The following is a 25972-nucleotide window of genomic DNA, read 5'->3' as shown; positions in this document are numbered from 1 at the left end:
TGTTACACCTTAGCCAGTTTGACGGCGCACTTCTTGAAATCCACCTCTTTTGATAACGGGTCAGTGGCGTCCAGCGTCAGGATGTTGACTAACTGGGCAGCATCGAAGAACGGCATATACACCAGTCCGCGCGGCGGCTTGTTACGTCCTAGTGTCTCCACCACCGAGACGATTACTCCCCGGCGCGAGATAACCTTCACTTTTTCACCACGTCGCAGATTGCGTTCTTTGGCATCCAGCGGGTGGATAAACAGCACCGCCTCGGGAAACGCGCGGTGCAGCTCCGGTACACGGCGCGTCATGCTGCCGGTGTGCCAGTATTCCAGAACGCGACCGGTGGAGAGCCAGAGATCGTATTCGCTGTCAGGCGCTTCCGCTGCCGGTTCGTAGGGCAGGGTGAAGATCACCGCTTTGCCATCCGGCTTGCCGTAGAAGCGATACGCCTCGCCCGCTTTGACGTAAGGATCGTGCCCTTCGCTGTAACGCCACTGGGTTTCCTTGCCGTCAACCACTGGCCAGCGCATGCCGCGCACCTGATGATAGGTGTCAAACGGCGCTAAATCGTGGCCGTGGCCCCGGCCAAAGGCGGCTTATTCCTCAAACAAACCTTTCTGCAAATAGAAACCGAGCTCGCGGGACTCATCGTTGAGCTGGTTTTCTGCCAGTTCACTCAGTGGGAAGCGCTTAACCGCATCGTTGGCGAACAACACGTCATGGAGCGTTTTGCCACGATAGTCAGGTTTTTGCGCCAGCAGCGTTTCTGGCCACACCTCTTCTACCTTGAAACGTTTGGCAAAGCTGACGAGTTGCCACAGATCGGATTTGGCTTCTCCGGGGGCTTTAACCTGCTGACGCCAGAACTGCGTGCGGCGCTCGGCGTTGCCGTAGGCACCCTCTTTTTCTACCCACATAGCGGTGGGCAAAATCAGGTCAGCGGCCAGTGCGCTGATGGTGGGGTAGGGATCGGACACCACGATGAAGTTGCGCGGATCGCGCCAGCCGGGCATTCGTTCCTCGTTAATATTGGTGCAGCCCTGCATGTTGTTGTTGCACATCACCCAATAGGCATTGAGCGTACCGTCTTTCAGCGCGCGGTCTTGGGCAACGGCGTGCAAACCAATCTTATCAGGGATGCTACCAGCGGGCAGTTGCCACTGTTTCTCCGTGATGTCGCGGTGTTTTTCGTTGGTGACCACCATGTCTGCTGGCAGGCGATGGGCGAAGGTGCCGACTTCACGCGCGGTGCCGCAGGCGGAAGGCTGGCCGGTTAACGAGAACGGACCACAGCCCGGTTGGGAGATCTTGCCGGTCAACAGGTGAATGTTATAGACCAGATTGTTGGCCCATACGCCGCGCGTGTGCTGGTTAAAGCCCATGGTCCAATAAGAGATCACTTTCTTGTTCGGATCGGCGTAGAGTTTTGCCAACGCTTCCAACTGATCGGCGGGAACACCACTGAGCGCAGCGGTTTTTTCCAACGTGTATTCCGCGACAAAGGCTTTATAAACCTCAAACGTCATCGGCTCCGAGGCATCAGAACCGGGGTTTTTCGCCGCTTTTTCCAACGGATGGGTTGGGCGCAGGCCATAGCCGATGTCCGTCGTGCCTTTGCGAATATTCACATGCTGGGTAAGGAATTTCTCGTTAACCGCATTGTTCTGAATGATGTAATTGGCGATATAGTTGAGAATGGCGAGATCGGTTTGCGGCGTAAACACCATGCCGTTATCCGCCAGTTCGAAGCTGCGGTGTTGGTAGGTGGAGAGCACCGCCACGTTGACGTTGGGGTTAGACAGGCGGCGATCGGTGATGCGTGACCAGAGGATTGGGTACATCTCAGCCATGTTGGATCACCACAGCACGAACGCATCGGTTTGCTCGATGTCATCGTAACAGCCCATGGGTTCATCCATACCGAAGGTGCGCATGAAGCCGACGACGGCAGAAGCCATGCAGTGACGCGCATTCGGGTCGATATTGTTGGAGCGGAGCCCGGCTTTGAACAATTTGGCGGCGGCGTAACCTTCCCAGATGGTCCACTGGCCGGAGCCGAACATGCCGATACCGTTAGGACCTTTCTCTTTCAGTGCGGTTTTGAACTTCTCCGCCATGATGTCAAACGCCTTATCCCAGGAGATGGGGGTAAATTCCCCTTCTTTATCGAACGCGCCATCACGCATACGCAACAGCGGTTGAGTCACGCGGTCCTGACCGTACATGATTTTCGGCAGGAAATAGCCTTTGATGCAGTTGAGGCCGCGGTTGACCAGTACGCCGCATCCCACGCCGCAGAAGCGACAGGGCGCTTTATCCCAGTGGATGCTGTCCTGCTGCTCGGTCACGGCGCGGACAGCCGTCGGTATACTGATGCCTGCTACCGTTGCCGCCGCTGCGACAGCGTTAGCCTTCATAAAGTGTCGTCGACTGAGTTTCATGGTGTTTCCTCACCCTGAGGTTGTTCATCAAGCTGGTGATAAACCAGCGAAACCGCCAGTACGCCTGCAACTTCACGTATTGACGCTATGTGTGTTAATAGTGTGTTTTCTGAATCTGACTCTAGCACCACGGCCATTTTTCCGCTATTGCTGTCGCAGACGGCAACCTCCACGTTAGGGAGTGCGCCGACTGTCGCTGCCACGCTCGCGGTGTTTTGCGTGTGGGCGTGCACCACCAAACTGCAAACGTGCCAGACTGTGTTCATCGGTTTTCCTGTTGCGCTGTGAGACGCTCTGTGGGTGTGTGTGTAAACACCGTTTTTATTATTGATATCGCGTGGACGGGGCACCCGGCGATACAGGCACCACAGGCGGTGCAGACCGCCTCATCGAGTTGCGGTGCGGCAATGCGCCCCAGCATTGGGCGAAACAGGATGGCGCCCGCTTCGCAGCTATCCTGACAACTGCGGCATTCCACCTGCTGCTGTGTCATACAGCGCTCGCTGATAGACAAGGCGTATTCCCAGGGCGTGGTGTGACGCTCGGCAAACAGTGCTTGTGGGCAGGCGCTGGCACACGCATAGCAAAATGTGCATTCACCGCACAGGAAGTCGATCACCGGGAATCCTCCCGGCCCGCGTTGCACAATGCCGGTGTGACAGGCAGCAACGCAAGCGTTGCTGCGCGTGCAGGCATCGATAAAAACCGCTTCCCTTCCGCTCCACGGGGTGCGCAGCGTGCTATCTGCACGCTGTCGGCCACCGCTGAACAGGAAACGACGGGAGAGATCGGTCATTGCAATACGTTGCTCAGGCAGGGGAAAATGCCCCCAGAAAAAACACTGTTTTTGTAGGAGTTACACTATTCCTCTTAGCGTTTAGTGGATAATCACCCTTTAGAGGTAAATACGGATGTAGGATCAAGCTTATGCCGGATTACCACGCGGCCTGCTCGCTTGATTGATGACAGAAAGGGATAATGGCGCCAGCAGCATTTTTGATGTTTTCTGGGTGACTTATGTGATGTGAAAAGGGATTAATCGTCGTGATGGTCAAACGTCCTGTCTCTACCAGCCTTGCCCGCGCTTTCTTTTACATCGCCTTGCTGTCGTTCCTGACAACCGGTATCGCGCTGTTGACCTTGGCGAGCGGCCTGCGCGATGCCGAAGCGATCAACATCGCAGGCTCTATGCGTATGCGGAGCTATCGTATGGGCTATGGCTTGCAGGGCGATCGCGCTGAGCTAACCCAGCACCGCCAGTTTTATGCGCAAACGCTGGATTCGCTGGTGTTTCACCTGCTGGCGCGCTGGTACGTGCCGCATGAGGTGCATGAGCAATATACGGCGCTGTTGGTGAACTGGGCGATGATGGACGAGCGGCTGGGCGCGGGAGATCTCGAGTGGTATCAACAGAACATTGCCCGCTATGTCACCCAGATTGACCATTTCGTACTGGCATTACAGCACTATTCCGAGCGCAAAATGAAGATAGTGGTGGCGACATCAATGATCGGAGTTGTCACCATTTATTATATAGTGATCTTCTTCACGCTACGTCGCATTCGCCGTCAGGTGGTCGTGCCGCTCAGCAAACTGATGGCGGCCTGTGCGGCGGTAGAAAAAGGCTATTTCACCCATGCGCGCCTGGACACATCGCTGCCCAATGAATTGTGGGGCTGCTGGCGCAAACCTTTACCCGCATGACGGATGAGTTGCACAAGCTCTATCGCTCGCTTGAGGAGAAAGTTCGGCAGAAAACGCTGCGCCTGCAAGAAGCGAACCGCATGTTGAAGGTGCTGTATAACTGTTCTCAGGCGCTGGATGCTGCGCAGCAGGTGCATTTGTTGCAGATCATCCGTGAAGCGTTGTTGAATGCCATCAAGCATGCGCAGGCAACGACCATCGTGGTCAGTTGCCACACTCAGCCCGATGGCGGTCACTGTGTTGACATTCGTGATGATGGACGCGGTATCGGCAGTCACGAGGAGCCCGCGGGGCACTACGGCCTGAACATTATGCATGAACGCGCCGAGCGTTTGGGCGGTACGCTCTCTATCGGTTCCCATCCTGAAGGGGGAACGCGGGTCAGCGTGTGTTTTTCAGCGCCAGCGACCGCACACAGCAGTACCAACGATATCAATGATAAAGAAGAATAAGATCTGTCCTTTGGGAGTGAGTAATGTCAGAAACATTGAGCTACCGCGTGATGATTGTTGACGATCATCCGCTTATGCGTCGGGGCATCCGTCAGTTACTGGAAACCGATGCCATTTTTGAGGTGATTGGAGAAGCCAGCAATGGTATGGAGGCGCTCAGCCTCGCCAATCGTGATTCACCCGATATTATTTTGCTCGACCTCAATATGAAAGGGCTGAGCGGATTGGATACGCTCCACGCGCTGCGGCGTGATGGCATCTGTGCGCGCATTATCGTGCTGACCGTATCGGATTCACCCGGTGATATTTGCGCATTAGTGGATGCCGGGGCCGATGGGTATCTGCTTAAAGACAGCGCACCGGAGAGCCTGTTGGCGGCGATCCGTAACGGCGATGTCTTCAGCGAGCAGGTGAAAGCAGTTTTACAAAACCGCATGGCGGTGCAAGAGATCCCCTCGCCGTTTACCGTACTCACCGAGCGTGAACTGGATATGCTTCAGGAGGTGGCATCGGGGTTGTCCAACAAGCAGATTGCCTCTGCGCTGTTTATTTCGGAAGAGACCGTAAAGGTGCATATCCGCAATATATTGCGTAAGTTGAACGTGAGTTCGCGCGTGGCGGCTACCGTGCTGTATCTGCAAACGCGCGGTTTATGACGTCAGAGAGGGCAGATCTTTGGTTTTTTGATCAGCGCCCACTGGATCGACATACGCTCAGTATCACGATAATCAGCCCGGGCAATGCCATTCCCTGAATGCGCTGCCCGAGAAATACCCACCCCAGCACCACGGCCGTCACCGGGCTCAGCAGGCTCATTGCCGACACCGCGACCGGCGAAAGACGGCGAATGCCGCGAAACCACAGCGCATAGGCCAGCATCGCCCCAGCCACGCACAGCCACACGTAACCGGCAATCTGCGTGGCTGTCAGCACAGGTAGTGGCGGATCGACCAGCAGTGCTACCGGCAATAAAAACATCCCGCCGAGCAGTAACTGCCATCCGGTCAATGCCATCACTGGCATTGAAAGCGACCAACGCCGCGACAGTCAGGTCCCCAATGCCATGCTGACCGCCCCCAGAAACGCCGCGCCGATCCCGATGGTGTCGACGATGGTTTGCGGTGAAAGCAGCAGCATCGCCATGCCGATAATGCCGCTAAAGGCAGCCAGAACGGCGGTTAGCGGGGATCGCTGCCGATCAATTCCCCAGGCCAGCAGAATTACCAGCAGCGGTTGTATCGCACCGATAACAGCGGCCAAACCACCCGGTAAACGGTAGGCGGCGACAAACAACAGCGCCTGAAACGCACCGATATTGAGGATGCCGGTGACGATCAGCTTCCACCATTCGTTGCGCAATGGGAAATGGCGACACCAGAGCAGCAGAGCACATCCCGCAGGCAGCACACGCAGCAGCGCCGCGATAAAGGGTCTGTCAGGCGGCAGAAACTGCGTGGTAACGATATCGGTTGTGCCCCAAATCGTGGGTGCCAGCGCGGTGAGCAGCAGATCGAAAAGGGGATAACGTGACAAAAAGGCAATGATTTTATCTTTGCTTCAAGCTAAATTAGTGAGCAAAGTATGCAGTGATAATTATCTTGACATCAAGATAAATGAGTGGATGATGACAAAAAAACTCAGGCGGATGCCGTCGATCGAATTTTAGAACAGTGGAAGCGTGAACGCCCGGATCTGGATTGCAGCCCGATGGGGCCGATCGGCCGCCTGAAGCGCTGTGCGTTGCTGCTGGAGCCGCGTGTTGACGAGGCCTTCGTAGAGCACGGGCTGGTGCGCTGGGAATTTGATATGCTCGCCACGCTGCGGCGCGTTGGCGCGCCGTTTGTGCTGTCACCCACACAACTGTTTTCCACCCTGATGATCACCTCTGGTACCATCACGCACCGGCTGAAAGCGTTGGAAAAACGTGCGTTTATTTCACGCTTGCCCAATCCGGAGGATGCACGCAGCATGCTGGTGGCGCTGACGCCACAAGGCCGCGCGGTGATCGACCGCGCCGTCGAAATCCATATCGAAAACGAGCGGCAACTGCTGTCCGGACTATCTACGGCGCAGCGCCAGCAGTTGAACGAGGCGCTATCCACCCTGATGCGGCTGCTGGAGAACGAGTAACCCTGTCTGTCCTCTCAGCCGGGAAAACCTAGCTTAAGGTACTGCGCCGCACGGGAAGGGCGTTGAACACGCGTCGGGACGGTGTTCCGGTTGCGGGAGCGATCACCAGCTGGCACGCGGCTTCCGCCATCTCAGCCAAAGGCTGAGCGAAGGTGGTCAAGTCATAGCCCAGCCAACTGGCCTGTTCGATATCATCGAAGCCAATGATACTGATCTCTTCCGGAATGCGCAGGCCGAACTCGTGCCGAGCGGCGTCGATAAAACCGCAGGCAATCAGATCGGTGACGCAAAATACCCCGTCCGGACGTGTTCCTGCGCTTAACAACTCGCGTGCGGCGGTAACGCCAGTAAGGTAACTGGCGCTGCCCGGTTGGGTCAGCGTGACGTTAACCCCCCGTTCGGCCGCCGCATCGAGAAAGCGCGTTTCGCGCATCACCATGCTGGGAGAACGTGCCGATGACGATACCAACGCGATCTGCTGACAGCCTGCATCGAGCAACAAGTTTAACGCATCGGCCATCGTCGAACGGTAGTCAATCTCGATATTGTCCGCCCCCTCAAACTGTCCCATACGGTTAATCAAAATTACCTGCTGTCCGCTTTGGAGGCAGGTTTCGATCAGCGTACCCGGCGGTTTTCCTGACAACACAATCGTTGCCGTCGAACGATAATTCAGGGTTTGTTGCAGGGCCTCCCTGACAGACTCTTCACCGTCGTCGGTGTTGATCACCATCACCGCGCGTCCGGCGTGGTTCAGACGGCGGGTGAGGTGTTCCAGCAGGCTGGCCTGATAAGGCGCGGCCAGATTACCGCCAAGAATACACACCGGGCGACAGGCTGGCCGCGCGCCAGGTGATTGACGTGGTAGTTAAGCGTTTGTGCGGCGGCAAGGACCTTGCGCCGCGTTTCCGCTGAGACGCTGCTGCCCGGAGTGAAGGTGCGCGATACCGCTGAACGCGATACGCCCGCCAATCGCGTTCAGCGGCGCTGGCGAACCCGCTGTTTTTGCTGTAATTGCTCTCACTCATCGTGCCATTCCGTTGCAATCAATGCCTTTTCACGCAGGATGGCATGTTCAGCCAGACGCGTCAGCGACGGCTTAGGCGTTTCAAACCATTCATCCGGGTGTAGCTGACGTTTCTCTCTAATCAGCGCGATGGCATCGTCAAGCGTCGGATAACGTTCAGGGCATTCGAGGTGCATAAACAGGGCGACCAGCGCCACAGAGCGATTGCTCCCGCCGCGACAGTTGACCAGAATATTGCCCCGCCTGCGATTGCGATAAGACGGCTTATCGGGAATTTGCTGTAACAACGCGGAGCGCATCAAATGATAGCCTGCGTGCAGCATCGCCGGCTCATTGCCTTCGCCGTCAATCAGCCCAAGTTTGTAATAGCGAACCGGCCCGGCACCGTGGGAAAGCAGATGAGTATCCGGTGTCGCTTCCTGGATGGTCACCCAATCGATATCAAGATTCACCGCGCAATTGATCACGATGCCGATATCGTGTTCGGCCAGCAGCGCGGCGTTACAGACACCGCTGGCACCGCCGGTATAGATATCCATGCCCCAGCCGGGGAAGTTTTTGCTAATCAGGCTGATGGGGGGACGCGGGTATACCGGCGTGGATGGAGATATTGGCACGGGCGTGACCGCCTCGCTTGCCAACGGAATGCTGGAGGCGCGCGCCAACGCAGCGGCAACGCCCGGTGCTGCTGCCAGTACTGGCAAGCCGTTTACAGGCCGACGGCATCCTGAGGGATGATACCGGTTTGTCCTCACGCTTCGAGCACCAGCAGTAATCCAGCCAGACAGTCCCAGGCGTTCATATGGATTTCCACATAGCCATCAGTGCGACCTTCCGCGACCCAAGCCAGCGCCAGTGCACCCGAACCACCACGGCGGATACTGGCCCCAGATTGAGCAGAGCGGCCATCACGTCCAGATAGCGGCGCTGGCTATGACGGGCAGACCACCCCAGTTCAAAAGCGGCTAACTGGGTGTCCGCGATGGCGGTGCAGCGCAGCGGTTGGTCGTTTTTCAAGGCGTAGTGTCCACAGCGTGCCAGATAGAGTTCCTGACTGACTGGGTTATAGATGGCCCCCAGTTCTGTAATGCCACGATAAACCCAGGCGATGCACACGCAGAAATGGGCGATCCCGCGCGCAAAGTTGGCGGTGCCATCAATCGGGTCGACAACCCACAAACTCGCTGTATTGGCAGGTTGGCGAGCGGACTCTTCACCCAGAATCAGATCGCCGGGAAAGGCTGAGCCAAGCTCCCGTAAAATCAGGGCTTCTACCAGGGTGTCTGCTTCGGTCAGAATATCCTGATGGCCCTTGAGTTCATACTCCCCCGCTTTGCGCGAACGAAAATAACGTAGGGCGGTATCGCCAGCGTCCAGAATGATGCGTTTTAATGCCGCTTCGCGCTGCTCAATGTCGATGTTCGTCAACGTAATCTGCCTGTTTAAAAGTGAAAAGGGGCGATGCTACGGTCTGAGTCAAACCTTATTTCTTGTAGTTCAGGCTCCAGATATCCTGCCAGTCCTGACGGCTTTTCCAGTCCTCTTTAGCCGTGTCTGTCAGGTATTCCATCAATTCTGAGCGGTATTTTTCAATCCCGGACGCTTTGTTTGCGGGCAGTGAGACTGTCTGGTTGGTGGACATTTTGCCATCGACGCTCTGCGGCCCAATCCCTTCTGCGATCAGCAAATAGTGGATAAACAGTTTAGCGGCGTTAGGGCTGTGGCTACCGGTGGCGATCACCCCCAGACTGGGATAATTCCAGCCGATAAACGGTTTGAGTCCGGTACACAACCCCGACTTCATCCCTTGTTGGTTATCACGGAATTTCGCGGTTGAAACCAGACCGACAAAATCGGCGTTTCCATCTGGTGCGCCAATGGCTGAGGCCGCGTCATTATCGGAGTGGGTGAGCAACACACTGTTGCCTGCCAGCACTTTAACAAATGCTGCTGTGGCAGATTTCTCGCTGGTTTGCAGCGGCTTACCAAATTGCTGCTGATACGCATCGCGAATTTGCTGGTCGTAGTGGGTTTCCAACTGGCTGAACCAGTCGGTGTAGGCGGGTTTGCCAGTCGGATCCTGCATCGCTACCTTGCCACGCCATTCGGGTTGGGTGAGTTGCCAGATATTGGTGATGGGGCAGGTGGTGTGACGCGCGCTATTGTAAGCAAACACGTTGGGTGCCAGCACCACGGTTAACGGGTTTTGATAACGGGCGGCGACGTTACCTTTCAGATCATCCGGAACCCAGCTTTGCACATAGCCCTTACTGAGCAACTGTGTGATTGCTGCCGGCGTATCTTCCACGATAGCGACATCGGCCCGGACGTTTTTGGCTTGCGCTTCGCGGCTGATAATTTCGATGATCTGCGGCGCATCGGCTTTTACGCCAGTAGCCTTAAGCCCGTACTTTTCGCTAAAAGCTTTGGCCTGCTGCACTATTTTACCGGTTGGCGCATAAACGGTTAACGGGTTCTCTTGCTGTGCGGCGGCGATCAGGGCTTGCAGTTCGGCGGTTTCAGCATGGGTTAACTGGCTGCTTAGCAAGGTGCTGGTGACCAACAGTGCGGTGAATGTGCGTTTCATCGTGACTCCTGATAATAAGTAAGGGGGTTACTGGGCGGCTATCTCGTGGCGCAGCCCATGGCGATTGAAAAAGTGCAGCGAGTGGGACAGCAATTGGCAGAACACTTGCTGATGGGGCTGCCAGCGTGGCCGCAGTTGCGTCGAATGGAACAAACGATCGTTGCCGGTGACCAGTTCAATGATCCAACTGCCACCGGTAGGCATAATGTTATCGATGGTCATGGCAACGCCGTTATTGCCTGCCTCAGCGCTGAGAACAATCTCTTCGGGTCGGATACCGCACAGCTCAGTATGTTCGCTGTCGTGCAGGGAAAAACGCTGGTGCAGATGCTGCGCCAAATGGCTCAACGGCGGGTACAAGGGGATCATATTGAGCTTGTGCGTGCCAATAAACTCGGCGACAAAGCGGTTGGCGGGGGCGGCATAGATTTGATCCGGCGTGCCGACCTGCTGCATCTGCCCGGCGCTCATTACCGCGATGGTTGTCGCCAGGGTCATCGCCTCCCACTGATCGTGACTGACAAATACGATGGTGGTACCGAAGGTTTCGTGTAAACGGCGCAATTCGGCGCGCATTTCCAGACGCAACGTGGCGTCCAGATTGGAGAGTGGCTCGTCAAGCAACAGCACGCCGGGGTTAACCGCCAGCATGCGCGCCAGAGCGACGCGTTGCTGCTGTCCGCCGGAGAGTTGCGCCGGATAGCGTTTGGCATGTCCGTGATGCGCAATTTTTCCATCACGTCCTGAGTGCGAGCGATACGCGCCTGCGCTGGGACTTTTTGTAAATGCATACCAAAATCGACATTCTGTTCGACCGTCATATGGTGCCAGAGCGCGTAGCTCTGAAACACCAGACCGATACCGCGTTTCTCGGGCGGGATATAAATGCCCTGTGTGACGGAATCAACCACCTTATCGCCGATGACAATCTCCCCGCCGCTGGCGTGCTCAATTCCGGCTATCATGCGCAAAATGGTGGTTTTGCCGCAGCCTGACGGCCCGAGCAAGCACATGAATTCACCGTCGTTGACGGTTAGACTGATGTTGTTTACTGCCGGACTATCGCTGCCGGCGTAGGTTTTGGTGAGATGGGACAACTGAATGGAAGGCATGTTAGTTCTCTAATGCGTCAGCCAGGCCAGTACCGGTGATCTTCTGGATCATCACCGTGCTCGCCCATGAAATCAGCGCAATCATCAGTACCACGGCGTTGGCCGCCTGTTGGTAGTTGTAGTCAATCAAACGCAGGGAATAGGTGGTCAGCACGTCGGTTGCGGGTGTGGCGAAAATGACAAACACGCTGACGCCCTTGATGCCGGAGATAAACGGCAGCAGGATGCCGGTCGCCAGCGGGCCCGCTTGAATCGGAATCACGATGCGGCGCAGGCCGGCGCCGGCAATCTGCGCGGCTTCTTCGGCTTCTTTACCGAGTTGGGTCATGGCCGCTATGCCAGAACGGCTGGCATAAGGCATTTTTTCTGCAATCAGCGCCAGAATTAAGATCAGCGGCGTGCCATACAGCGCCGGAATGGGGCCTCTTGCTACCGCAAAGAAAGAGAGAGAGAAACGCGGTGGCAAAGGCAATGCCAGGCACCAGATAAGGCAGGAACGTTAACTGACGCAAGCAGGCGGCAATCCAGCGGAAGTGGCAGCGCATCACGGCATAGCCCACCAGCAGACCGAGTACGCCACAGGTGACAGAAGCGGAACCGACGATAAGCAAGGTATTTCCCATCGTGCGCCAAAATTAGGGCATCAGCAGGATGCCGTTATGCAGTGCTACCGTGTCGAGGTTATGACCAATCCAGTAGGCCAGCGTGAAATTATCCGCTGTGAAGCGACCGGGCAGCAGCATCACCGTAGAAAGAAACAGCGTCAGAAGAGGGATGGCGACCCCTAACAAAATAAAAGTAAGGGGCACGGCGGCGGCCAAAATACGTCCACGCCCGAGTGAGCGGCGACGCTCCATGACCCCTTTGCCGCCCACCGTGACAAAGCGTTTCGCCTCGCGCAGCATTTTCATGTCCAGCAGCAAGGTGATCATGCCCATCAGCATAATAACCGTGGCGATAACCGCTGCCACGCCGAACTGTCGGGTGCTGATGGCTCGATACAGGCTGGTCGATAACGTATCAAAATGGACTGGCAGACCGAGAATATAGGGCAGGGCAAACTCGCCGATGCAGTCGGCAAAAATCAGCAACGACGCGGATAACAGCGCAGGACGCACCAGCGGGATAATGATTTTGAACGCAATCACATTGCGTGAGGCACCCAGAACACGGGCGCACTCTTCCATCTGGTTGTCGATACGCCTCAGGGCATTCCCGAGGATCAGGATAACCAGTGGCGTGTAGTGCAAGGTCATGATGATCACAATGGGAAAATAGCCATAGGCCATCCATTTAGGCGTCTGGATTCCCATGGCTTCTAGCCAGCCGGGTTGGCCGCCAATCGCATGGTTCTTAAACAGGGTGGTCCAGGCCAGCGCGAAGGTCCAGGAAGGAAGCATAAACGGCACAATGAGCAGGGTGGCGAAACCTTTGCGCCCGGCAATATCGGTGCGATAAATAAGCCAGGCGAGCGTGATGCCCACTACCAGTGCACCTACGACGATACTCACTGCTACAGCCAATGTGTTCAGTAACGGTGTCCACAGCAGCAGATCGGACATCCTTGAGGCTACTGTGCGCAGCAGGTAGTAAGCCGTGAATGCGCCCTCGGCGGTACCGGTGCGGCCTTTATCGCCACTTTGCACCCGTGCCGCATTTAGCAAAACGGAAAGCACCGGTGCCAGAATGATCCCGCTAAACAGCATCAGCAGCAGTGCGCCAAGCCAATTGGCAGGTTCGTGGCTGGCGATAGACAGCGTGTGGCGCATCTTTGGCCACGCGGTTTTTCGGTGGCAGATTTCGGCTTGGTAAGACACGGATTTATCCCTGACTGTTGACGACAGGCAGGAATATAGCGAGGCAATGTTACAGTTTTTCGAGTTGTTTGCACCTATGTGCAAAACATATGTTGTTGCTTATTGTTGTTAAGATCTGGAGGGTAAGTGGGCCGCACCTCTGGCCTATTCTCTTTCTTCTGTCTTGGTGTTAACACTGATTAACCTGATTGGGATAGCACGATTAACGCGAAGTAAAACGTCGGATTAATGGATTAAACGGAGCGACTTTTTCCAGTTTGCTCGATAGTTAGTTATCAGAACATTCCCTTTCCTTGGAAATATTTTTTTGTACGTGGGCCCGTAGGTAGCGTATTGCGGGACTGCATCATTTTTATCTGGCAATCCCACTCAAAGGATGTGGTTTTAAGGCTTTGTTACATTGCTCTTTTTATCGTTTCCTGATTCATTGGGTTTTGCTGATTTGCCGTTGGTATAGATGCGCAGGTTTTATGGCTTATCATGTTGTTATCCTCTGCCTTAACGCAAAAAAATAGAGATAAGAATAATCTTAAATTAAACTAGGGATGTTAAGGATTTATTCTTGAATAATGGTGTTTGATTAACCGGAAGAAAATCGTAAAAATCAGAATAATATCCAAGTTAATCACTTAACACGCTAACTATTTTATTCTTATCAAAATAAAAAGCGTATAAATATACCTGTGTCTTCCTAATGAAAATCAGACGTTTTTTGTTCGATTTTTCGGTTTTCTTAAAAACATCCATCGATAAAATGAAATTATGTTATTGTTATTGTTTCAATGTGTAAAGTGTCTTATTTAAGACCCGTTAACCGTTCGTTTATGTTATGTGTATGATTGCTTAACGGATGACAACAATTGTTTTTTTATTGTTTGTGAGTAAATTTTTTTACTCCGATTTGCTGTGCGTGCGCGTTTTGAAATGTTTTTTCATTTTTTAACACGGTTTTTAAATTTTATATCGCTGGTCGAATGACAAATCTTATTTGCTCTCTGCTGGTTTGCTCTCTCATTGTCGATGACAGCATCCGGTAGGATTCGGCTTTACTTTTTTCGGGTGATGGCACCCCTATACGAGTATTGACTTATGGCAAAAGGAACTGACGGTGCATCTGTCGCACCAAAAGAGCGTATTAATATCAAATATGTCCCTGCCACCGGAGGCCAGCAGGCAGAAATAGAGTTGCCGCTGACGTTGATGGTCGTGGGAAATATGAAAGGCCGTACCGAGGATACGCCGATTGAGGAGCGTAACACGGTGTCGATCGACAAAAATAATTTCGCCTCGGTAATGAAAGAAGCAAAGTTAGAATTGAATTTCAACGTTCCGAATCGCCTGGAAGACGATGCTCAAGATGATATATCGGTGAAGTTGAATATTACTTCATTGAATGACTTTTCTCCCGACTGTATTGCTCAGCAGGTGCCTGAATTGCGCAAGCTGCTGGAACTGCGTGAAGCACTCGTTGCCCTCAAGGGGCTGCTCGGCAATATTCCCGCTTTCCGTAACCGGTTACAGAATCTGTCAGCCAGCGATGAAGCCAGAGAACAACTGCTTAAAGAACTGGATCTGGTGAAACCTGCCGAATAATCATTCCCTACTAACGAGATAGGGAAATAACGATGTCAATCATTGAAGAACAAACACAGGCCAGCGCCGTCAGTGCCTCCGGTTCGTTGCTGGATGAAATCATGGCGCAGGCACGCATTACGCCGGTCGATGAAGGCTACAACGTAGCCAAACAGGGAATTGCGGCGCTGGTGGCCAATATCCTTGACAACGGCAATACCGCAGAACCGGTAAACAAAGCGCTGGTCGATAGCATGATCGTTGAACTGGACAAAACATTAAGCAAGCAGGTCGATGTTATTCTATATGCCAAACCGTTACAGGAGCTTGAATCCTCCTGGCGCTCGCTGAAACTGCTCGTCGATCGCACTGACTTTCGTGAAAACATCAAGCTGCTGGTGCTCCATGCCACCAAAGAAGAGCTGCTGGATGATTTTGAGTTTGCTCCGGAAATTACCCAATCTGTTTTTTACAAATACGTATACTCCAGTGGTTATGGGCAATTCGGTGGGCAGCCAATCGGTGGGGTGATCGGTGACTATGCCATGACGCAAAGCGCACCCGATATCAAACTGCTGCAATATGTCAGTGCCGTGGGGGCAATGGCGCATGCGCCGTTCGTGTCTTCCGTCGCGCCGACCTTTTTCGGCGTCGACAGCTTCACCGAGCTGCCGACTATCAAGGATCTGAAATCCGTATTCGAAGGCCCAGTCTATACCAAGTGGCGTTCACTGCGTGAGTCCGAGGATGCCCGCTACCTGGGATTGACAGCGCCGCATTTTCTGGCACGCCTGCCTTACGATCCGGTAGAAAACCCCATCAAAGGCTTCAATTACAAAGAAGAGATCAGCGCCGATCACGATCACTATCTGTGGGGCAATACCGCCTATCTGATGGGGGCGCCAATTACCGACAGCTTCGCCAAATACCGTTGGTGCCCGAACATTATCGGCCCGCAAAGCGGTGGTGCCATTACTGACCTGCCAGTACACGTATATGAAGCCATGGGGCAATTGCAGGCAAAAATTCCGACGGAAGTGCTGATCACTGACCGCCGCGAATATGAGATGGCCGAAGAGGGCTTCATCACGCTGAGCATGCGCAAGGGCAGCGACAACGCCGCATTCTTCTCCGCCAACTCGGTGCAGAAACCCAAAGTATTCCCCAATACTAAAGAGGGTAAAGAAGCGGAAACCAACTACAAGTTGGGCACCCAACTGCCGTACATGTTCATCATCAACCGTCTGGCGCACTACATCAAGGTGTTGCAGCGCGAACAGATTGGCGCGTGGAAAGAACGTCAGGATCTGGAGCGTGAGCTGAATACCTGGATCAAACAGTACATCGCGGATCAGGAAAACCCGCCAGCAGACGTGCGTAGCCGTCGTCCGCTGCGTGCCGCGCAGATCAAGGTGCTGGATGTGGAAGGGGAACCGGGCTGGTATCAGGTCTCGCTGTCAGTTCGCCACCATTTCAAATACATGGGTGCTAACTTCAAACTGTCACTGCTTGGGCGTTTGGATAAGGAATAAGACTGATGCCGTCACTTTCTGCCTGGGAACGGGGAAGTACGGCAAGTCTGTTCGATCGCATTCGGGGGGAGACGCGGCGCGCGTCCCCTGAAACGAAACTTGAGACACTGATTTTGTCCATCAAACGCCAGTTGGGCAACGTGCTCAATACCCGTCCGGGCAATTGCCGCAGTGCACCTGAGTTGGGCGTGATTGATTTCAATGACGCAACGCAAGGGGGCGCTGATATTTACGGCAAAATTTGCGAAGCGATCCGGCAGTGCATTTGCCGCTTTGAGCCGCGCATTGTGCATGTGGACGTCATGGATTCGGGGTCGTTATCGAATCCCTTGGAGATGTCATTTCTGGTGACTGCTCACGTCAAGCTGGACGATCTGGAGCAGGTCACGTCGTTCAACATTCAGATTGATAACCACCGCCATTACCGAATGGTCTGACTCTGTCATTGAGGCGCTATGTCATTGGAACAGTTTTTCAGGGATGAGTTGACCTTCTTGCGCTTGCAAGGGCGTGAATTTGCCAAATCACATCCTGAGCTTACGCGCTTTTTGTCCGAGCAGACCACGGACCCGGATGTCGAGCGGTTGCTGGAAGGGTTCGCCTTTCTGACCGGAAGCCTGCGCGCCAAGCTTGAGGATGAGTTTCCTGAACTGACTCACGGTTTGCTGGGTATGTTGTGGCCGAACTATCTGCGTCCGGTGCCAAGCATGACCATCATGCAGTTTTCGGTGCTGCCAGGGGCGCTGGCGCAACCGGCTTTCGTGGCCGGAGGGTGTGAGCTGGATAGCTTAACGATGGACGACGTGGTGTGCCATTTTCGAACCTGCCACGACGCCTGGATCTACCCGGCAGACATTCGCCACATCCATGTACAAAGCGGTAACGACCTCTCCACCATCACCGTAGATATCGCGCTACACGGACCGCAATCGTTACAACAGCTGCAATTGGATAAGCTGCGCTTCTACCTTGGTGGCGATACCTATACCGCCTCTGAGCTCTATTTCTGGCTTGCCAGTAAACTGTCGCACATTGAGTTGGAGGTAGAGGGGCAGCGTTTTCGCCAGGAGGCGAGCGCGTTGAAAATGGTCGGCTTTGAACGCGAAGATGCGCTGCTGCCATACCCCGGTAATGTCTACTCCGGTTATCACATTTTGCAGGAGTATTTCTGCTTTCCAGAAAGCTTCCAGTTCTTTGAGCTGTCCGGAGCCCTTTGGCCCGATTTGCCGATGATGCTTACGTCGTTCCGGCTGCATTTCTGTTTCGATCGTCCGTTGCCCACCGAGCTGAAAATCCGGTCGGACGCTTTTCTGCTCAATTGTGTGCCCGCCATTAACCTGTTTCAGCACGACAGTGAGCCGATTAATCTCAACGGTCGTCAGACGGAGTATCCGCTCAAAGCCAGCTTCCGTCATGCTGACAGCTTTGAGATTTTCTCGGTGGACAGCGTAGAAGGGTGGGTGGAAGGTCGTGCCGGACGCTCGCGCGGTGTGCCACGACGCTATCAACCTTTTGAAAGTTTTCAGCATCAGATCGAACGTGCCAAAGGACGGCTGGCGCTTTACTACCGCATTCGGGTGAAAGAGGCAGTAGAGGGAAATGGTTTCGAACACCTGTTGTCATTTGTGCGAGGGGATGAACGCGAAGCGATCAATCTTGACGAATCGATCTCGGTGGCATTGACCTGCACCAACCGCGCTCGCGCCGCACAACTGCCTGTGGGCAGCATCTGTGTGCCAACCGGCACATCGCCAACGTTCGCCACCTTTCGCAACCTGATTCGGCCCTCCCGCCCGCTGCGTCCGGCGATGGACGGTAGCCTGCACTGGACACTGATCTCTAATCTGTCGCTCAACTATGTGTCGTTACTGCGCCGTGATGCTCTGGTACAGATTTTGCGCACCTACGATTTTCCCGCGCTGCACGATAAGCAGGCGGAACAGGCATCACGTAAGCGATTGGCGGGGATAGAAACTATTGAAACCACACCAATTGATCGGTTGGTACAGGGAATGCCGGTGCGGGGTCTGAAATCGGTGCTGTCAGTGCGGCAATCTGCATTTGGTAACGAAGGTGAGCTGTATCTGTTCAGTACCTTACTGGCGCACTTTTTCTCACTGTACGCCAGCGTCAACGCCTTCCACCTGCTGGAGGTGGTTAATCTCGATAACAAGGAGCGCTACCGATGGCCGGTGCAGATAGGTCAGCACATCGATGATGTGACGTTCTATCAGGACGCATCGCGTTTTAATTTCTACCAGTTGGTTGAACTGCTCAATCAGTTGGAAGGTGTGGATCTGGAACGGGCATTGGATTTTCGCCCGGAGCAGGAGCGGTTGCGTTTTCGCTCCACGGCATCCATCGGCTTTCACCCAGGCGATATCGTGCAGGTGGAACGCGATGAGAACGGACGTCAGACGCTCGAAGTCACGTTTTTGGGCATGCACGGCAGTCAGTCGCCAATGCCGGGCAACTACCTGGACGATCTCGCCTGGGAGTACGCGCAGGGGGAACAGAAACTGGGGCTGTTTCTCGATTTTTTCCATCATCGTTTGCTCACGTTGCTGCACCGTGCCTGGCGTAAATATCGCTACCACGTGCGTTTTCAGAACGATGGCGAGGACAGCTTTTCACGGCTGATGTTTGCGCTGGTTGGGCTGGGGAATGACGCAGTACGCGAGAGCCTGCCGGTGAACCGCGCCAAGATGCTCTCGTATGCTGGGGTGCTCGCCAGTCCCAGCCGTTCGCCGGAAGTGGTGGCGGGGTTGGTGAGCCACTGTTTTGACCTCGAGGACGTGGAGGTGCTGGCCTGGCAAAAACGTCGGGTGGCGATCCACAAAAGCCAGCAGAACCGGCTTGGCAAAGCCAACATTGCGCTGGGGGGGCGATTTTGTCATTGGCGACAACGTCAATGACTGCGCGGGTAAGTTCCTGCTGAAGATTGGCAGTCTGAGTTTTGGCCGATTCCTAAGCTTCTTGCCCAACGGCGAGCACTTTCAGCCGTTGGTGTGCTTCGTCTCTTTTATTCTGCGCGATCAGTTGGCGTGGGATTTACGCCTTGGCTTTGCCGAGGATGAAGCTCAAGGGTTGAGGTTGGGCAGTGAGCAGAGCGGCATTTTAGGCTGGAGTAGTTTCCTTGGGCAGCCTCCGGCAGAGCCTTACGTAACGATCTGCGTTCAAGAGTAAATAGTGTGTTCACGTGTACATCGCGTTCAGGAGTCAATGTGACCGTTAGTCATCCACTCACTCTGGTTGTTCTCAACAGCGAACAGTTGGATATCAATTCTCAGGTGCAGCACCAGTTTAACCACAACGGCAGCACGCTGGGGGCGTCAGAAAAGGACCATTGGCAACTGCGCGATAGGCTGGGTGCCGTGCTGCCGGAACATGCTCGAATTGAGATGCGCGATGGCCATTTAAGCCTGTGCGATCTGAGCAGGCAGTCCTTTATCAATGGCTCGCTGTCGCCGATTGGTCGTGGGTGCAACGTGCTGTTGTCACACGGCGATGAACTGGTTATTGGCCCATTTCGTCTTGGTGTGTACCTGAACGACCTGATGCAGGAAAAGAATATCGACCAACTGCTGGGGCAGGATACCGCGAGTGGGCTTGATGGCTGGCTCGGGGACGCGACCAAACGTCAGACAAAGACGGACGCGCTACGCGATGTCACTAACGATCCGCTGTGGGTATTGCAGCAAGAGCAGCATCAGAGCCTGCTGAATTCCCACGGTGACCATGCGGAGGCGGCGTTACCGACTGCGCTTACCGCTTTTTCAGCTGCTGAGGATACCATGGACCAGAAATTTGTGGAATTACCCGACATCAACAATCCCCTTGTGACGCACGATGCATCGGGTTCACTGGATAGCCACCTGTTGGCGCCGTTGATGCGTGTCAAACGTTGACGCTGGAGGATGCAAAACAACAGCGAGAGATGCTGGAAGAGATGGGAAAAAGTCTGCGAGCCATGGTGGAAAGCCTGCTGGTCTTGCAGCGTGGGCAAGGCGCATTGGCGGATACCCATCTGCGTCCGATTGAAGATAACCCGCTGCGTCTGGGTCTGGACTATGCCGGCACCTTGCCGTTGTTGTTTGCCGACGAAAAAAGCCCAGTCCACCTTTCTGCACCGGCAGCGGTGGCTTAAGTGCTGAATAACGTCCGGGTGCATCAGGCGGCAAACCAGCAGGCAATTAGCGTTGTGCTGGAAACCATCCTGCAAGCATTCTCTCCAGCCGCCTTGCTCGACCGTTTTGCCCATTATCGCCGTAGCGGCGAGCAGGATGTGGTGGATGACGGTTGGGCATGGGAAATGTACCAGCACTACTACCGTGAGCTGACTTTTGTGCGCCAGCAGGGGTTTCAGAAGCTGTTTCTGCAGGTCTGCGCCCAGGCGTATGACCGCGCGGTGCGTCAACAGCAGGCGCAGCAATGATGTGGCGAGTGCTCTGTTTTATCAGCCTGTTGGCGTTGCTGCCAAGCTACACCACCCTCGGCAAGATGGCGAAAGTTGCTGCCAATCCAGATATTCAGGTAGGCTAACGATCATCAGCCCTCCACGGTGGGGTTTAGCCTGCTGGCAGAGCCGAACGTAAACCCCAACGAGAGCGGTGATGCCGCGCCCATCGAATTCCAACTGGTGTTACTGGCTGAGGATTCTCGCTTGCTGGCCGCCGACTACGACCAGATCACGGAGGATATCGAAAAGGCGCTGACCAAAAACTATGTCAGTCATCAGGACTACACCCTGCTGCCGGGGCAGTTTAAGTACCTGCCGCCCGAAGCGTTGGATGCCAAGGTGCATTACATCGGTGTCATCGCGCGCTATGCCGCTCCGGAGAGTGCGGAGTGACGCAAGGTGATCAAACTGAAAAACACCGGCCGCAGTTATCAGGTTCTGGTGCACCTGCGCCGGGATGAAGTCGACATCAAAAAAGACCAGGAAGAAGAATAACCATGTCGAGTCGAAATCGCGTTATTTGGCGGGAAGGGCTTTTCATCAAACCGCAGCATTTTCAACAGCAGCTACGGCATAGCGACTACACCTTGCACGCGCGTCTTAGCGCGCTCAGCGACTATTTTTATGGCCTGCAAACGCTGGCGATTAATGAAGATTATCTCAACTTTGGCCGTATTGCGCTGGTTAACGCCAGCGGTGTGATGCCAGATGGCACCGTGTTCACTATTCCCAGTGACGATGTGCTGCCACCGCCGCTGGAGATGACCGACGTAGCGCTGGCCAATCATAAGGTCTATCTCGCCTTGCCGCTGGCGGTAAGCGGTGTCAGCGAAAGTCGGACAGCCGGGGCAGGGGGTTGCCAGCTGCTTGCAGGCGCATCGCCACTATTCTCGATAAACGCCCCGATGGCGGGTTGGTGCTCGATCCAAACTTTATGCCATGCAGCGTGAGCATCACGGCTATTCCTGCCCTGAAACGCTTTTGGGGGAATCCGCAGGGTTGGTCGCCGAGCGTGCGCGCGGTCTGGCACAACGCATCGACGCGCCGGGGCAACAAGGCGTCGCCGATGTGGCGGAATTCATGATGCTGTAACTGCTTAACCGCGCGCAGCCCCGTTTGTCCCATCTGGCGCGCCTCGGCACGTTGCATCCTGAACAGTACTGGTCGCGCTGTGTGGCGAACTGATGACCTTTACCGACGAGTCTCGACTGCCGCCGGAGTTTCCTGCCTATCGCCACGAACCCCCGAAGAGCAGCTTCGAACCGATAATGTTAGCGCTGCGTCAGGCGCTGAGCACTGTGTTGTCGCCGCGTGCTGTCTCTGTCCAGCTCATCAAGCAGCCCTATGGGGTCATGGTCACGGTGGTGGGCGATGCTGAGCTGTTGTCCAGCGCCGAGTTTGTGCTGGCGGTCAAGGCGCGGATGCCGCAGGAGCACCTGAGCAAGCCACTGTTGCAACAGACCAAGATTGCCTCCAGAGAGAAGATCCGTGAACTGATCAGTCTGTAATTACCGGGCATGCCGCTGCTGCCGTTACCGGTTGCACCACGCCAACTGCCGTATCACGCCGGTTACAGCTATTTCCAATTGGACAGACAAAGCCCTTCCTGGCAGGTGCTGGTGTCCGGCAACACCCTGGCGTTCCATATTGCGGGCGAATTCCCAGAGCTGGATATGCAGCTGTGGGCTATCCGTGGTCAGGGTTAACTGAGGGGAAACGATGAGCATAGACGTGATTAAAAACAATCAACTGGGCGACCTGCTGTATGACCATGCCCGGCAACTGGATAGTGACTCCGATTACTGGTTCAGTCTGCGCGGCCAGAGTGTCAACCCGATGATCGATGCGGTGACGCCGCTATTGGGGATGGTGGAGCGCGTGCGTCAACTTGTGGCTTACGACGACGTGCCAGATCTCTATCAGCGGGTGGTGTCCGAAATTCAGGCCATTGAGCAGGAGTTGCATGCCCATCGCTATGAAAATGGCGTGATCCTGTCGTTTCGCTACATTCTGTGCACTGTTATCGATGAGGCCGTGATGGCGCGGGAATGGGGGGCGCAGAGTATCTGGTCCGCCCATTCGCTACTGACTCGTTTTCACAATGAAACCTGGGGAGGCGAAAAAGTGTTCGTGCTGCTGGATCGCCTTCAGGAGGACCCGGCGCGCTATCGTGACATTCTCGAATTTATCTATCTGTGCCTGTGTCTGGGGTTTGAAGGGCGCTACCGGGTGATGGTGCAAGGACGTGAGGAACTGGATCGTGTGGTTCGAAAACTGTACGACGCGTTACATCCGGAACCTGCCGCCGTTCCTACGGTGTTTCACCAAAATCTCGGGCAGCAGGCATCGCGCTATCGCCTGCGTAAACAAGTGTCGCTCAGAGTCCTGTTTCTCGGCCTGTGTGCCGTGCTGGCGGCAGCGTTTGGGGCTTACTACTACCCGCTGATTCATCAAACCCAGGACGTGCTACGTCAACTGGGTGAATTATTACAGTAACAGGAGCTGCACTGTGATTCGAATCGAACTGACTACGCTGGTTGAACGTCTCAACCCTGTGTGTCGCCATATGCTGGAACAAGCGGCGGCGCTCTGCATACAGCATCAGGGCGCGGAAATCCGCATCGAGCACCTGTTGATGAACATGCTGGATACCCCGCTGTGCGATGTGCGACAGATTTGCAAGCGCGCGGACGTGGATGTGCAGGCCCTCAGCGCTCTGCTTCAGCCAACCGTTGCAGACAGCGATTTTGTGGCAGTGGGTTATCCCTCGTTTTCACCGCTGTTGGTGGAGTGGTTGCAAGATAGCTGGTTGCTGGCATCGGCCGAGTTCCAGCACATCCATCTGCGTAGCGGCGTGCTGCTATTGGTGCTGCTGATGATGCCAAACCGTTATCTGTCGGCAGCCGCATCGCGTCCGCTGGCACACATCAACCGTGAACTGCTGCGCCAGCAGTTTGATGAGTGGGTGAAAGCGTCATCGGAAACCCCGGTAGCGGTAAATGCGAGTGCCACGACAGAGCAAGTGGCAGCGGCGGGCACTCAGCTTGGCCGCTATACCCAGAATGTGACTGAGGCTGCGCGTCAAGGGCAGCTCGATCCGGTGTTGTGCCGCGATCGCGAAATCGATGTGATGATCGATATCCTGTCTCGCCGTCGTAAAAACAACCCGATGGTGGTTGGGGAGGCGGGGGTGGGTAAAAGTGCACTGATTGAGGGATTGGCCCTGCGCATCGTTGCCGGATTGGTGCCGGAGCGTTTGCGTGACGTGGAACTGCTGACGCTGGATTTCGGGGTGATGCAGGCCGGCGCATCGGTAAAAGGTGAATTTGAGAAGCGTTTCAAAGGGGTGATGCAGGAGGTCAAGGACTCACCTCGGCTCATCATTCTGTTCATTGATAAGGCGCATACCCTGATTGGCGCAGGCAATCAGGCTGGCGGGTTGGATGTTTCCAATCTGCTGAAACCGGCGCTGGCTCGGGGTGAGTTGCGTACCATTGCCGCGACCACCTGGAGCGAATACAAGAAATACGTTGAGAAAGATGCCGCGCTATCGCGCCGTTTCCAACAGGTCAACGTGGGGGAACCGAGCGTGGACGAAAGCGCCGTTATCCTGCGTGGGTTGCGTGCCATTTATGAAAAAGCGCATGGCGTACTGATTGATGAGGATGCGCTGCATGCGGCGGCACACCTCTCCGCGCGCTATATCTCGGGTCGTCAACTGCCGGATAAAGCGATTGATGTGCTGGACACCGCCTACGCACGGGTTGCCATCAACCTCACTACGCCCCCCCGTGCTGTCAGCCAGTTACAGACGCGCCTGCATCAGCAGGAGATGGAAATCGCACAACTGGAACGCCAGCGTCGTATTGGGCTGGGTGATACCGTTGAACGACTGGCGACATTGCGCGCCGAGTGTGAAACCTGTGTCGCTGAACTGGCACAACGGGAGGCTGACTGGCAACAGCAGAAGCATAACGTACAGCGCATTATCGCTTTGCGCGCTGCACTGCTGGCCGATGAGCTTCCCGATGTTGAGCAACCTGACGTTGAATCACCGGATGATATCGAGGCGATGGCCAATGAACTGGCGGCCTGCGAGCGTGAATTGGAAGCACTCCAGCAGGCGTCTGTATTGGTGTCACCCCACGTGGATAAAACCCAGATTGCCGCCGTGATCGCCGAGTGGAACGGGGTGCCACTCAACCGGATTTCACAAGGGGAAATTGAGGTGGTAACTCGCCTGCCTGAGTTCCTGGGCGAAACCATCAAAGGTCAGACCTTGGCCATCGCGCACATCTGCTGACGGCGCGAGCCGATCTGCGCCGTCCCGGTCGGCCGTTGGGCGCTTTCCTGCTGGTTGGGCCGAGCGGCGTCGGGAAAACGGAAACGGTGTTGCAGATTGCCGATCTGCTGTTCGGCGGACGCAATTATCTGACCACCATTAACATGTCGGAGTATCAGGAAAAACACACGGTGTCGCGTCTGATTGGTTCACCGCCTGGCTATGTGGGGTTTGGTGAAGGCTGGGGTGTTGACGGAGGCCATTCGTCAGAAACCTTACTCCGTGGTACTGCTGGACGAAGTGGAAAAGGCCCATCGGGATGTGCTTAACCTGTTCTATCAGGCTTTTGATAAGGGTGAATTGGCCGATGGTGAAGGGCGGGTTATCGACTGCCGTAACGTGGTGTTCTTCCTTACCTCTAACCTCGGTTATCAAACCATTGTTAACTATGCTGCCCATGCACCGCTGGATGTGCAGGATGATCTGCTGGATACGCTCTATCCCGAACTGGCGGCATTTTTCAAGCCAGCGCTGTTAGCGCGCATGGAGGTCATTCCCTACATGCCGTTGGATCACGCCACGATGGTCGCCATCGTTCACGGCAAGCTGGCGCGCTTGGTGTCGCTGCTGCAACAGCGTTTTGGTGCCGAAACCGTGATCGACGAGGCGGTGCCGGAAGCGATCCTGCGGCTGGCAAACCGCAGTGAAAACGGTGCGCGGATGCTGGAATCGGTGATAGATGGTGCGTTGCTGCCCCCGGTTTCATTGCAACTGCTGCAACGTCTTTCCGCGGGTGAGTCGGTTCGTCGGGTGCATTTTCACTTGAAAGATGACCAGTTCCAGTCTGAGGTGGAGGGCTGAGT

Annotated in this window: 17 protein-coding genes and 10 pseudogenes; 13 read left to right on the top strand and 14 right to left on the bottom strand. The window is 55.1% G+C overall.

The window, feature by feature from the left end:
- Positions 1-2: 2 nt before the first annotated feature.
- The 3 genes and pseudogenes from napA to napF form a co-directional block, all read right to left on the bottom strand.
- Positions 3-2435: pseudogene (gene napA / locus CS369_RS05770) on the bottom strand (nitrate reductase catalytic subunit NapA).
- Positions 2432-2701 (bottom strand): chaperone NapD, encoded by a 270-nt coding sequence (napD, locus tag CS369_RS05765; RefSeq protein WP_196906349.1) that lies wholly within the window; start codon positions 2699-2701, stop codon positions 2432-2434. The pseudogene napA and the gene napD overlap by 4 nt, the downstream one beginning before the upstream one ends.
- Positions 2698-3231 carry a ferredoxin-type protein NapF gene (napF, locus tag CS369_RS05760; RefSeq protein WP_196906348.1) on the bottom strand — a complete coding sequence of 178 codons (534 nt, stop codon included), beginning with the start codon at positions 3229-3231 and terminating at the stop codon, positions 2698-2700. The genes napD and napF overlap by 4 nt, the downstream gene beginning before the upstream one ends.
- A 248-nt stretch (positions 3232-3479) precedes the next feature.
- Here napF and CS369_RS05755 point away from each other — a divergent pair.
- Positions 3480-4591: pseudogene (locus CS369_RS05755) on the top strand (type IV pili methyl-accepting chemotaxis transducer N-terminal domain-containing protein).
- A 23-nt stretch (positions 4592-4614) separates the two neighbouring features.
- Complete coding sequence (gene narP, locus CS369_RS05750) at positions 4615-5247, top strand: nitrate/nitrite response regulator protein NarP (RefSeq protein ID WP_196906347.1); 633 nt, start codon at positions 4615-4617, stop codon at positions 5245-5247.
- Positions 5248-5278: 31 nt separating this feature from the next.
- Here narP and CS369_RS05745 read toward each other — a convergent pair.
- Positions 5279-6133 (bottom strand): annotated as a pseudogene (locus CS369_RS05745) (EamA family transporter).
- 75 nt (positions 6134-6208) lie between these two features.
- Here CS369_RS05745 and CS369_RS05740 point away from each other — a divergent pair.
- Positions 6209-6721: a MarR family winged helix-turn-helix transcriptional regulator gene (locus CS369_RS05740; protein ID WP_196906346.1), complete on the top strand. Its 513-nt coding sequence runs from the start codon at positions 6209-6211 to the stop codon at positions 6719-6721.
- Between the two features lie 28 nt (positions 6722-6749).
- On the opposite strand, the gene CS369_RS05735 is transcribed toward CS369_RS05740, so the two are convergent.
- From CS369_RS05735 to CS369_RS05715, 10 genes and pseudogenes are all read right to left on the bottom strand, one after another.
- The gene (locus CS369_RS05735) at positions 6750-7547 is read right to left on the bottom strand and encodes a substrate-binding domain-containing protein (RefSeq protein WP_244664806.1); all 798 of its coding nucleotides are present in this window, start codon (positions 7545-7547) and stop codon (positions 6750-6752) included.
- Complete coding sequence (locus CS369_RS23160; protein ID WP_244664805.1) at positions 7475-7693, bottom strand: LacI family DNA-binding transcriptional regulator; 219 nt, start codon at positions 7691-7693, stop codon at positions 7475-7477. Before CS369_RS23160 ends, CS369_RS05735 begins: the two co-directional genes overlap by 73 nt.
- A gap of 48 nt (positions 7694-7741) precedes the next feature.
- Positions 7742-8452 (bottom strand): hypothetical protein, encoded by a 711-nt coding sequence (locus CS369_RS23155; protein WP_244664804.1) that lies wholly within the window; start codon positions 8450-8452, stop codon positions 7742-7744.
- A 47-nt stretch (positions 8453-8499) separates the two neighbouring features.
- Positions 8500-8598 carry an inositol monophosphatase family protein gene (locus CS369_RS24475; RefSeq protein WP_280514733.1) on the bottom strand — a complete coding sequence of 33 codons (99 nt, stop codon included), beginning with the start codon at positions 8596-8598 and terminating at the stop codon, positions 8500-8502.
- A 134-nt stretch (positions 8599-8732) separates the two neighbouring features.
- Positions 8733-9176, bottom strand: a pseudogene (locus CS369_RS24470) (inositol monophosphatase); the annotation flags it as partial.
- Between the two features lie 55 nt (positions 9177-9231).
- Positions 9232-10335 (bottom strand): ABC transporter substrate-binding protein, encoded by a 1104-nt coding sequence (locus CS369_RS05725; RefSeq protein ID WP_196906345.1) that lies wholly within the window; start codon positions 10333-10335, stop codon positions 9232-9234.
- A gap of 27 nt (positions 10336-10362) precedes the next feature.
- On the bottom strand, positions 10363-10986 hold the full coding sequence (locus CS369_RS23145; RefSeq protein ID WP_244664822.1) for an ABC transporter ATP-binding protein: 624 nt from the start codon (positions 10984-10986) through the stop codon (positions 10363-10365).
- 15 nt (positions 10987-11001) lie between these two features.
- Positions 11002-11348: pseudogene (locus CS369_RS23140) on the bottom strand (ATP-binding cassette domain-containing protein); the annotation flags it as partial.
- 100 nt (positions 11349-11448) lie between these two features.
- Positions 11449-11919: a hypothetical protein gene (locus CS369_RS23135; RefSeq protein ID WP_244664802.1), complete on the bottom strand. Its 471-nt coding sequence runs from the start codon at positions 11917-11919 to the stop codon at positions 11449-11451.
- 163 nt (positions 11920-12082) lie between these two features.
- On the bottom strand, positions 12083-13264 hold the full coding sequence (locus tag CS369_RS05715) for an iron ABC transporter permease (protein ID WP_244664801.1): 1182 nt from the start codon (positions 13262-13264) through the stop codon (positions 12083-12085).
- A gap of 1089 nt (positions 13265-14353) precedes the next feature.
- Here CS369_RS05715 and tssB point away from each other — a divergent pair.
- From tssB to tssH, 10 genes and pseudogenes are all read left to right on the top strand, one after another.
- Positions 14354-14857 carry a type VI secretion system contractile sheath small subunit gene (gene tssB, locus CS369_RS05710; protein ID WP_196906344.1) on the top strand — a complete coding sequence of 168 codons (504 nt, stop codon included), beginning with the start codon at positions 14354-14356 and terminating at the stop codon, positions 14855-14857.
- Positions 14858-14889: 32 nt separating this feature from the next.
- Positions 14890-16368, top strand: a complete 1479-nt coding sequence (gene tssC / locus CS369_RS05705) for a type VI secretion system contractile sheath large subunit (protein WP_196906343.1) — start codon at positions 14890-14892, stop codon at positions 16366-16368.
- Between the two features lie 5 nt (positions 16369-16373).
- Positions 16374-16805, top strand: coding sequence for a type VI secretion system baseplate subunit TssE (gene tssE, locus CS369_RS05700; RefSeq protein WP_196906342.1), 432 nt, complete (start codon positions 16374-16376; stop codon positions 16803-16805).
- Positions 16806-16823: 18 nt separating this feature from the next.
- Positions 16824-18578 (top strand): annotated as a pseudogene (gene tssF / locus CS369_RS05695) (type VI secretion system baseplate subunit TssF); the annotation flags it as partial.
- 646 nt (positions 18579-19224) lie between these two features.
- Positions 19225-19554, top strand: a complete 330-nt coding sequence (locus CS369_RS23130; RefSeq protein ID WP_244664800.1) for a type VI secretion system baseplate subunit TssG — start codon at positions 19225-19227, stop codon at positions 19552-19554.
- A 38-nt stretch (positions 19555-19592) separates the two neighbouring features.
- A pseudogene (tagH, locus tag CS369_RS24855) lies at positions 19593-20803 on the top strand (type VI secretion system-associated FHA domain protein TagH).
- A pseudogene (tssJ, locus tag CS369_RS24850) lies at positions 20803-21322 on the top strand (type VI secretion system lipoprotein TssJ). The pseudogenes tagH and tssJ overlap by 1 nt, the downstream one beginning before the upstream one ends.
- A gap of 2 nt (positions 21323-21324) precedes the next feature.
- Positions 21325-22533, top strand: a pseudogene (gene tssK / locus CS369_RS24845) (type VI secretion system baseplate subunit TssK).
- Positions 22534-22546: 13 nt separating this feature from the next.
- Positions 22547-23323, top strand: a complete 777-nt coding sequence (icmH, locus tag CS369_RS05670) for a type IVB secretion system protein IcmH/DotU (protein WP_196906341.1) — start codon at positions 22547-22549, stop codon at positions 23321-23323.
- 13 nt (positions 23324-23336) lie between these two features.
- Positions 23337-25970, top strand: a pseudogene (gene tssH, locus CS369_RS05665) (type VI secretion system ATPase TssH).
- The last annotated feature ends 2 nt before the right edge of the window (positions 25971-25972 follow it).

The sequence above is a fragment of the Candidatus Symbiopectobacterium sp. 'North America' genome, from assembly GCF_015762685.1.
Lineage (GTDB): Bacteria > Pseudomonadota > Gammaproteobacteria > Enterobacterales > Enterobacteriaceae > Symbiopectobacterium.
This window is presented reverse-complemented; position numbering and strand designations above follow the sequence as displayed.

Bases quoted from the DNA above. Each gene is read 5' to 3' on its own strand.
- napD (WP_196906349.1), bottom strand. From the start codon at position 2,701: ATGAACACAGTCTGGCACGTTTGCAGTTTGGTGGTGCACGCCCACACG.
- napF (WP_196906348.1), bottom strand. From the start codon at position 3,231: ATGACCGATCTCTCCCGTCGTTTCCTGTTCAGCGGTGGCCGACAGCGT.
- narP (WP_196906347.1), top strand. From the start codon at position 4,615: ATGTCAGAAACATTGAGCTACCGCGTGATGATTGTTGACGATCATCCG.
- CS369_RS05725 (WP_196906345.1), bottom strand. From the start codon at position 10,335: ATGAAACGCACATTCACCGCACTGTTGGTCACCAGCACCTTGCTAAGC.
- CS369_RS23145 (WP_244664822.1), bottom strand. From the start codon at position 10,986: ATGCTGGCGGTTAACCCCGGCGTGCTGTTGCTTGACGAGCCACTCTCC.
- tssB (WP_196906344.1), top strand. From the start codon at position 14,354: ATGGCAAAAGGAACTGACGGTGCATCTGTCGCACCAAAAGAGCGTATT.
- tssC (WP_196906343.1), top strand. From the start codon at position 14,890: ATGTCAATCATTGAAGAACAAACACAGGCCAGCGCCGTCAGTGCCTCC.
- tssE (WP_196906342.1), top strand. From the start codon at position 16,374: ATGCCGTCACTTTCTGCCTGGGAACGGGGAAGTACGGCAAGTCTGTTC.
- icmH (WP_196906341.1), top strand. From the start codon at position 22,547: ATGAGCATAGACGTGATTAAAAACAATCAACTGGGCGACCTGCTGTAT.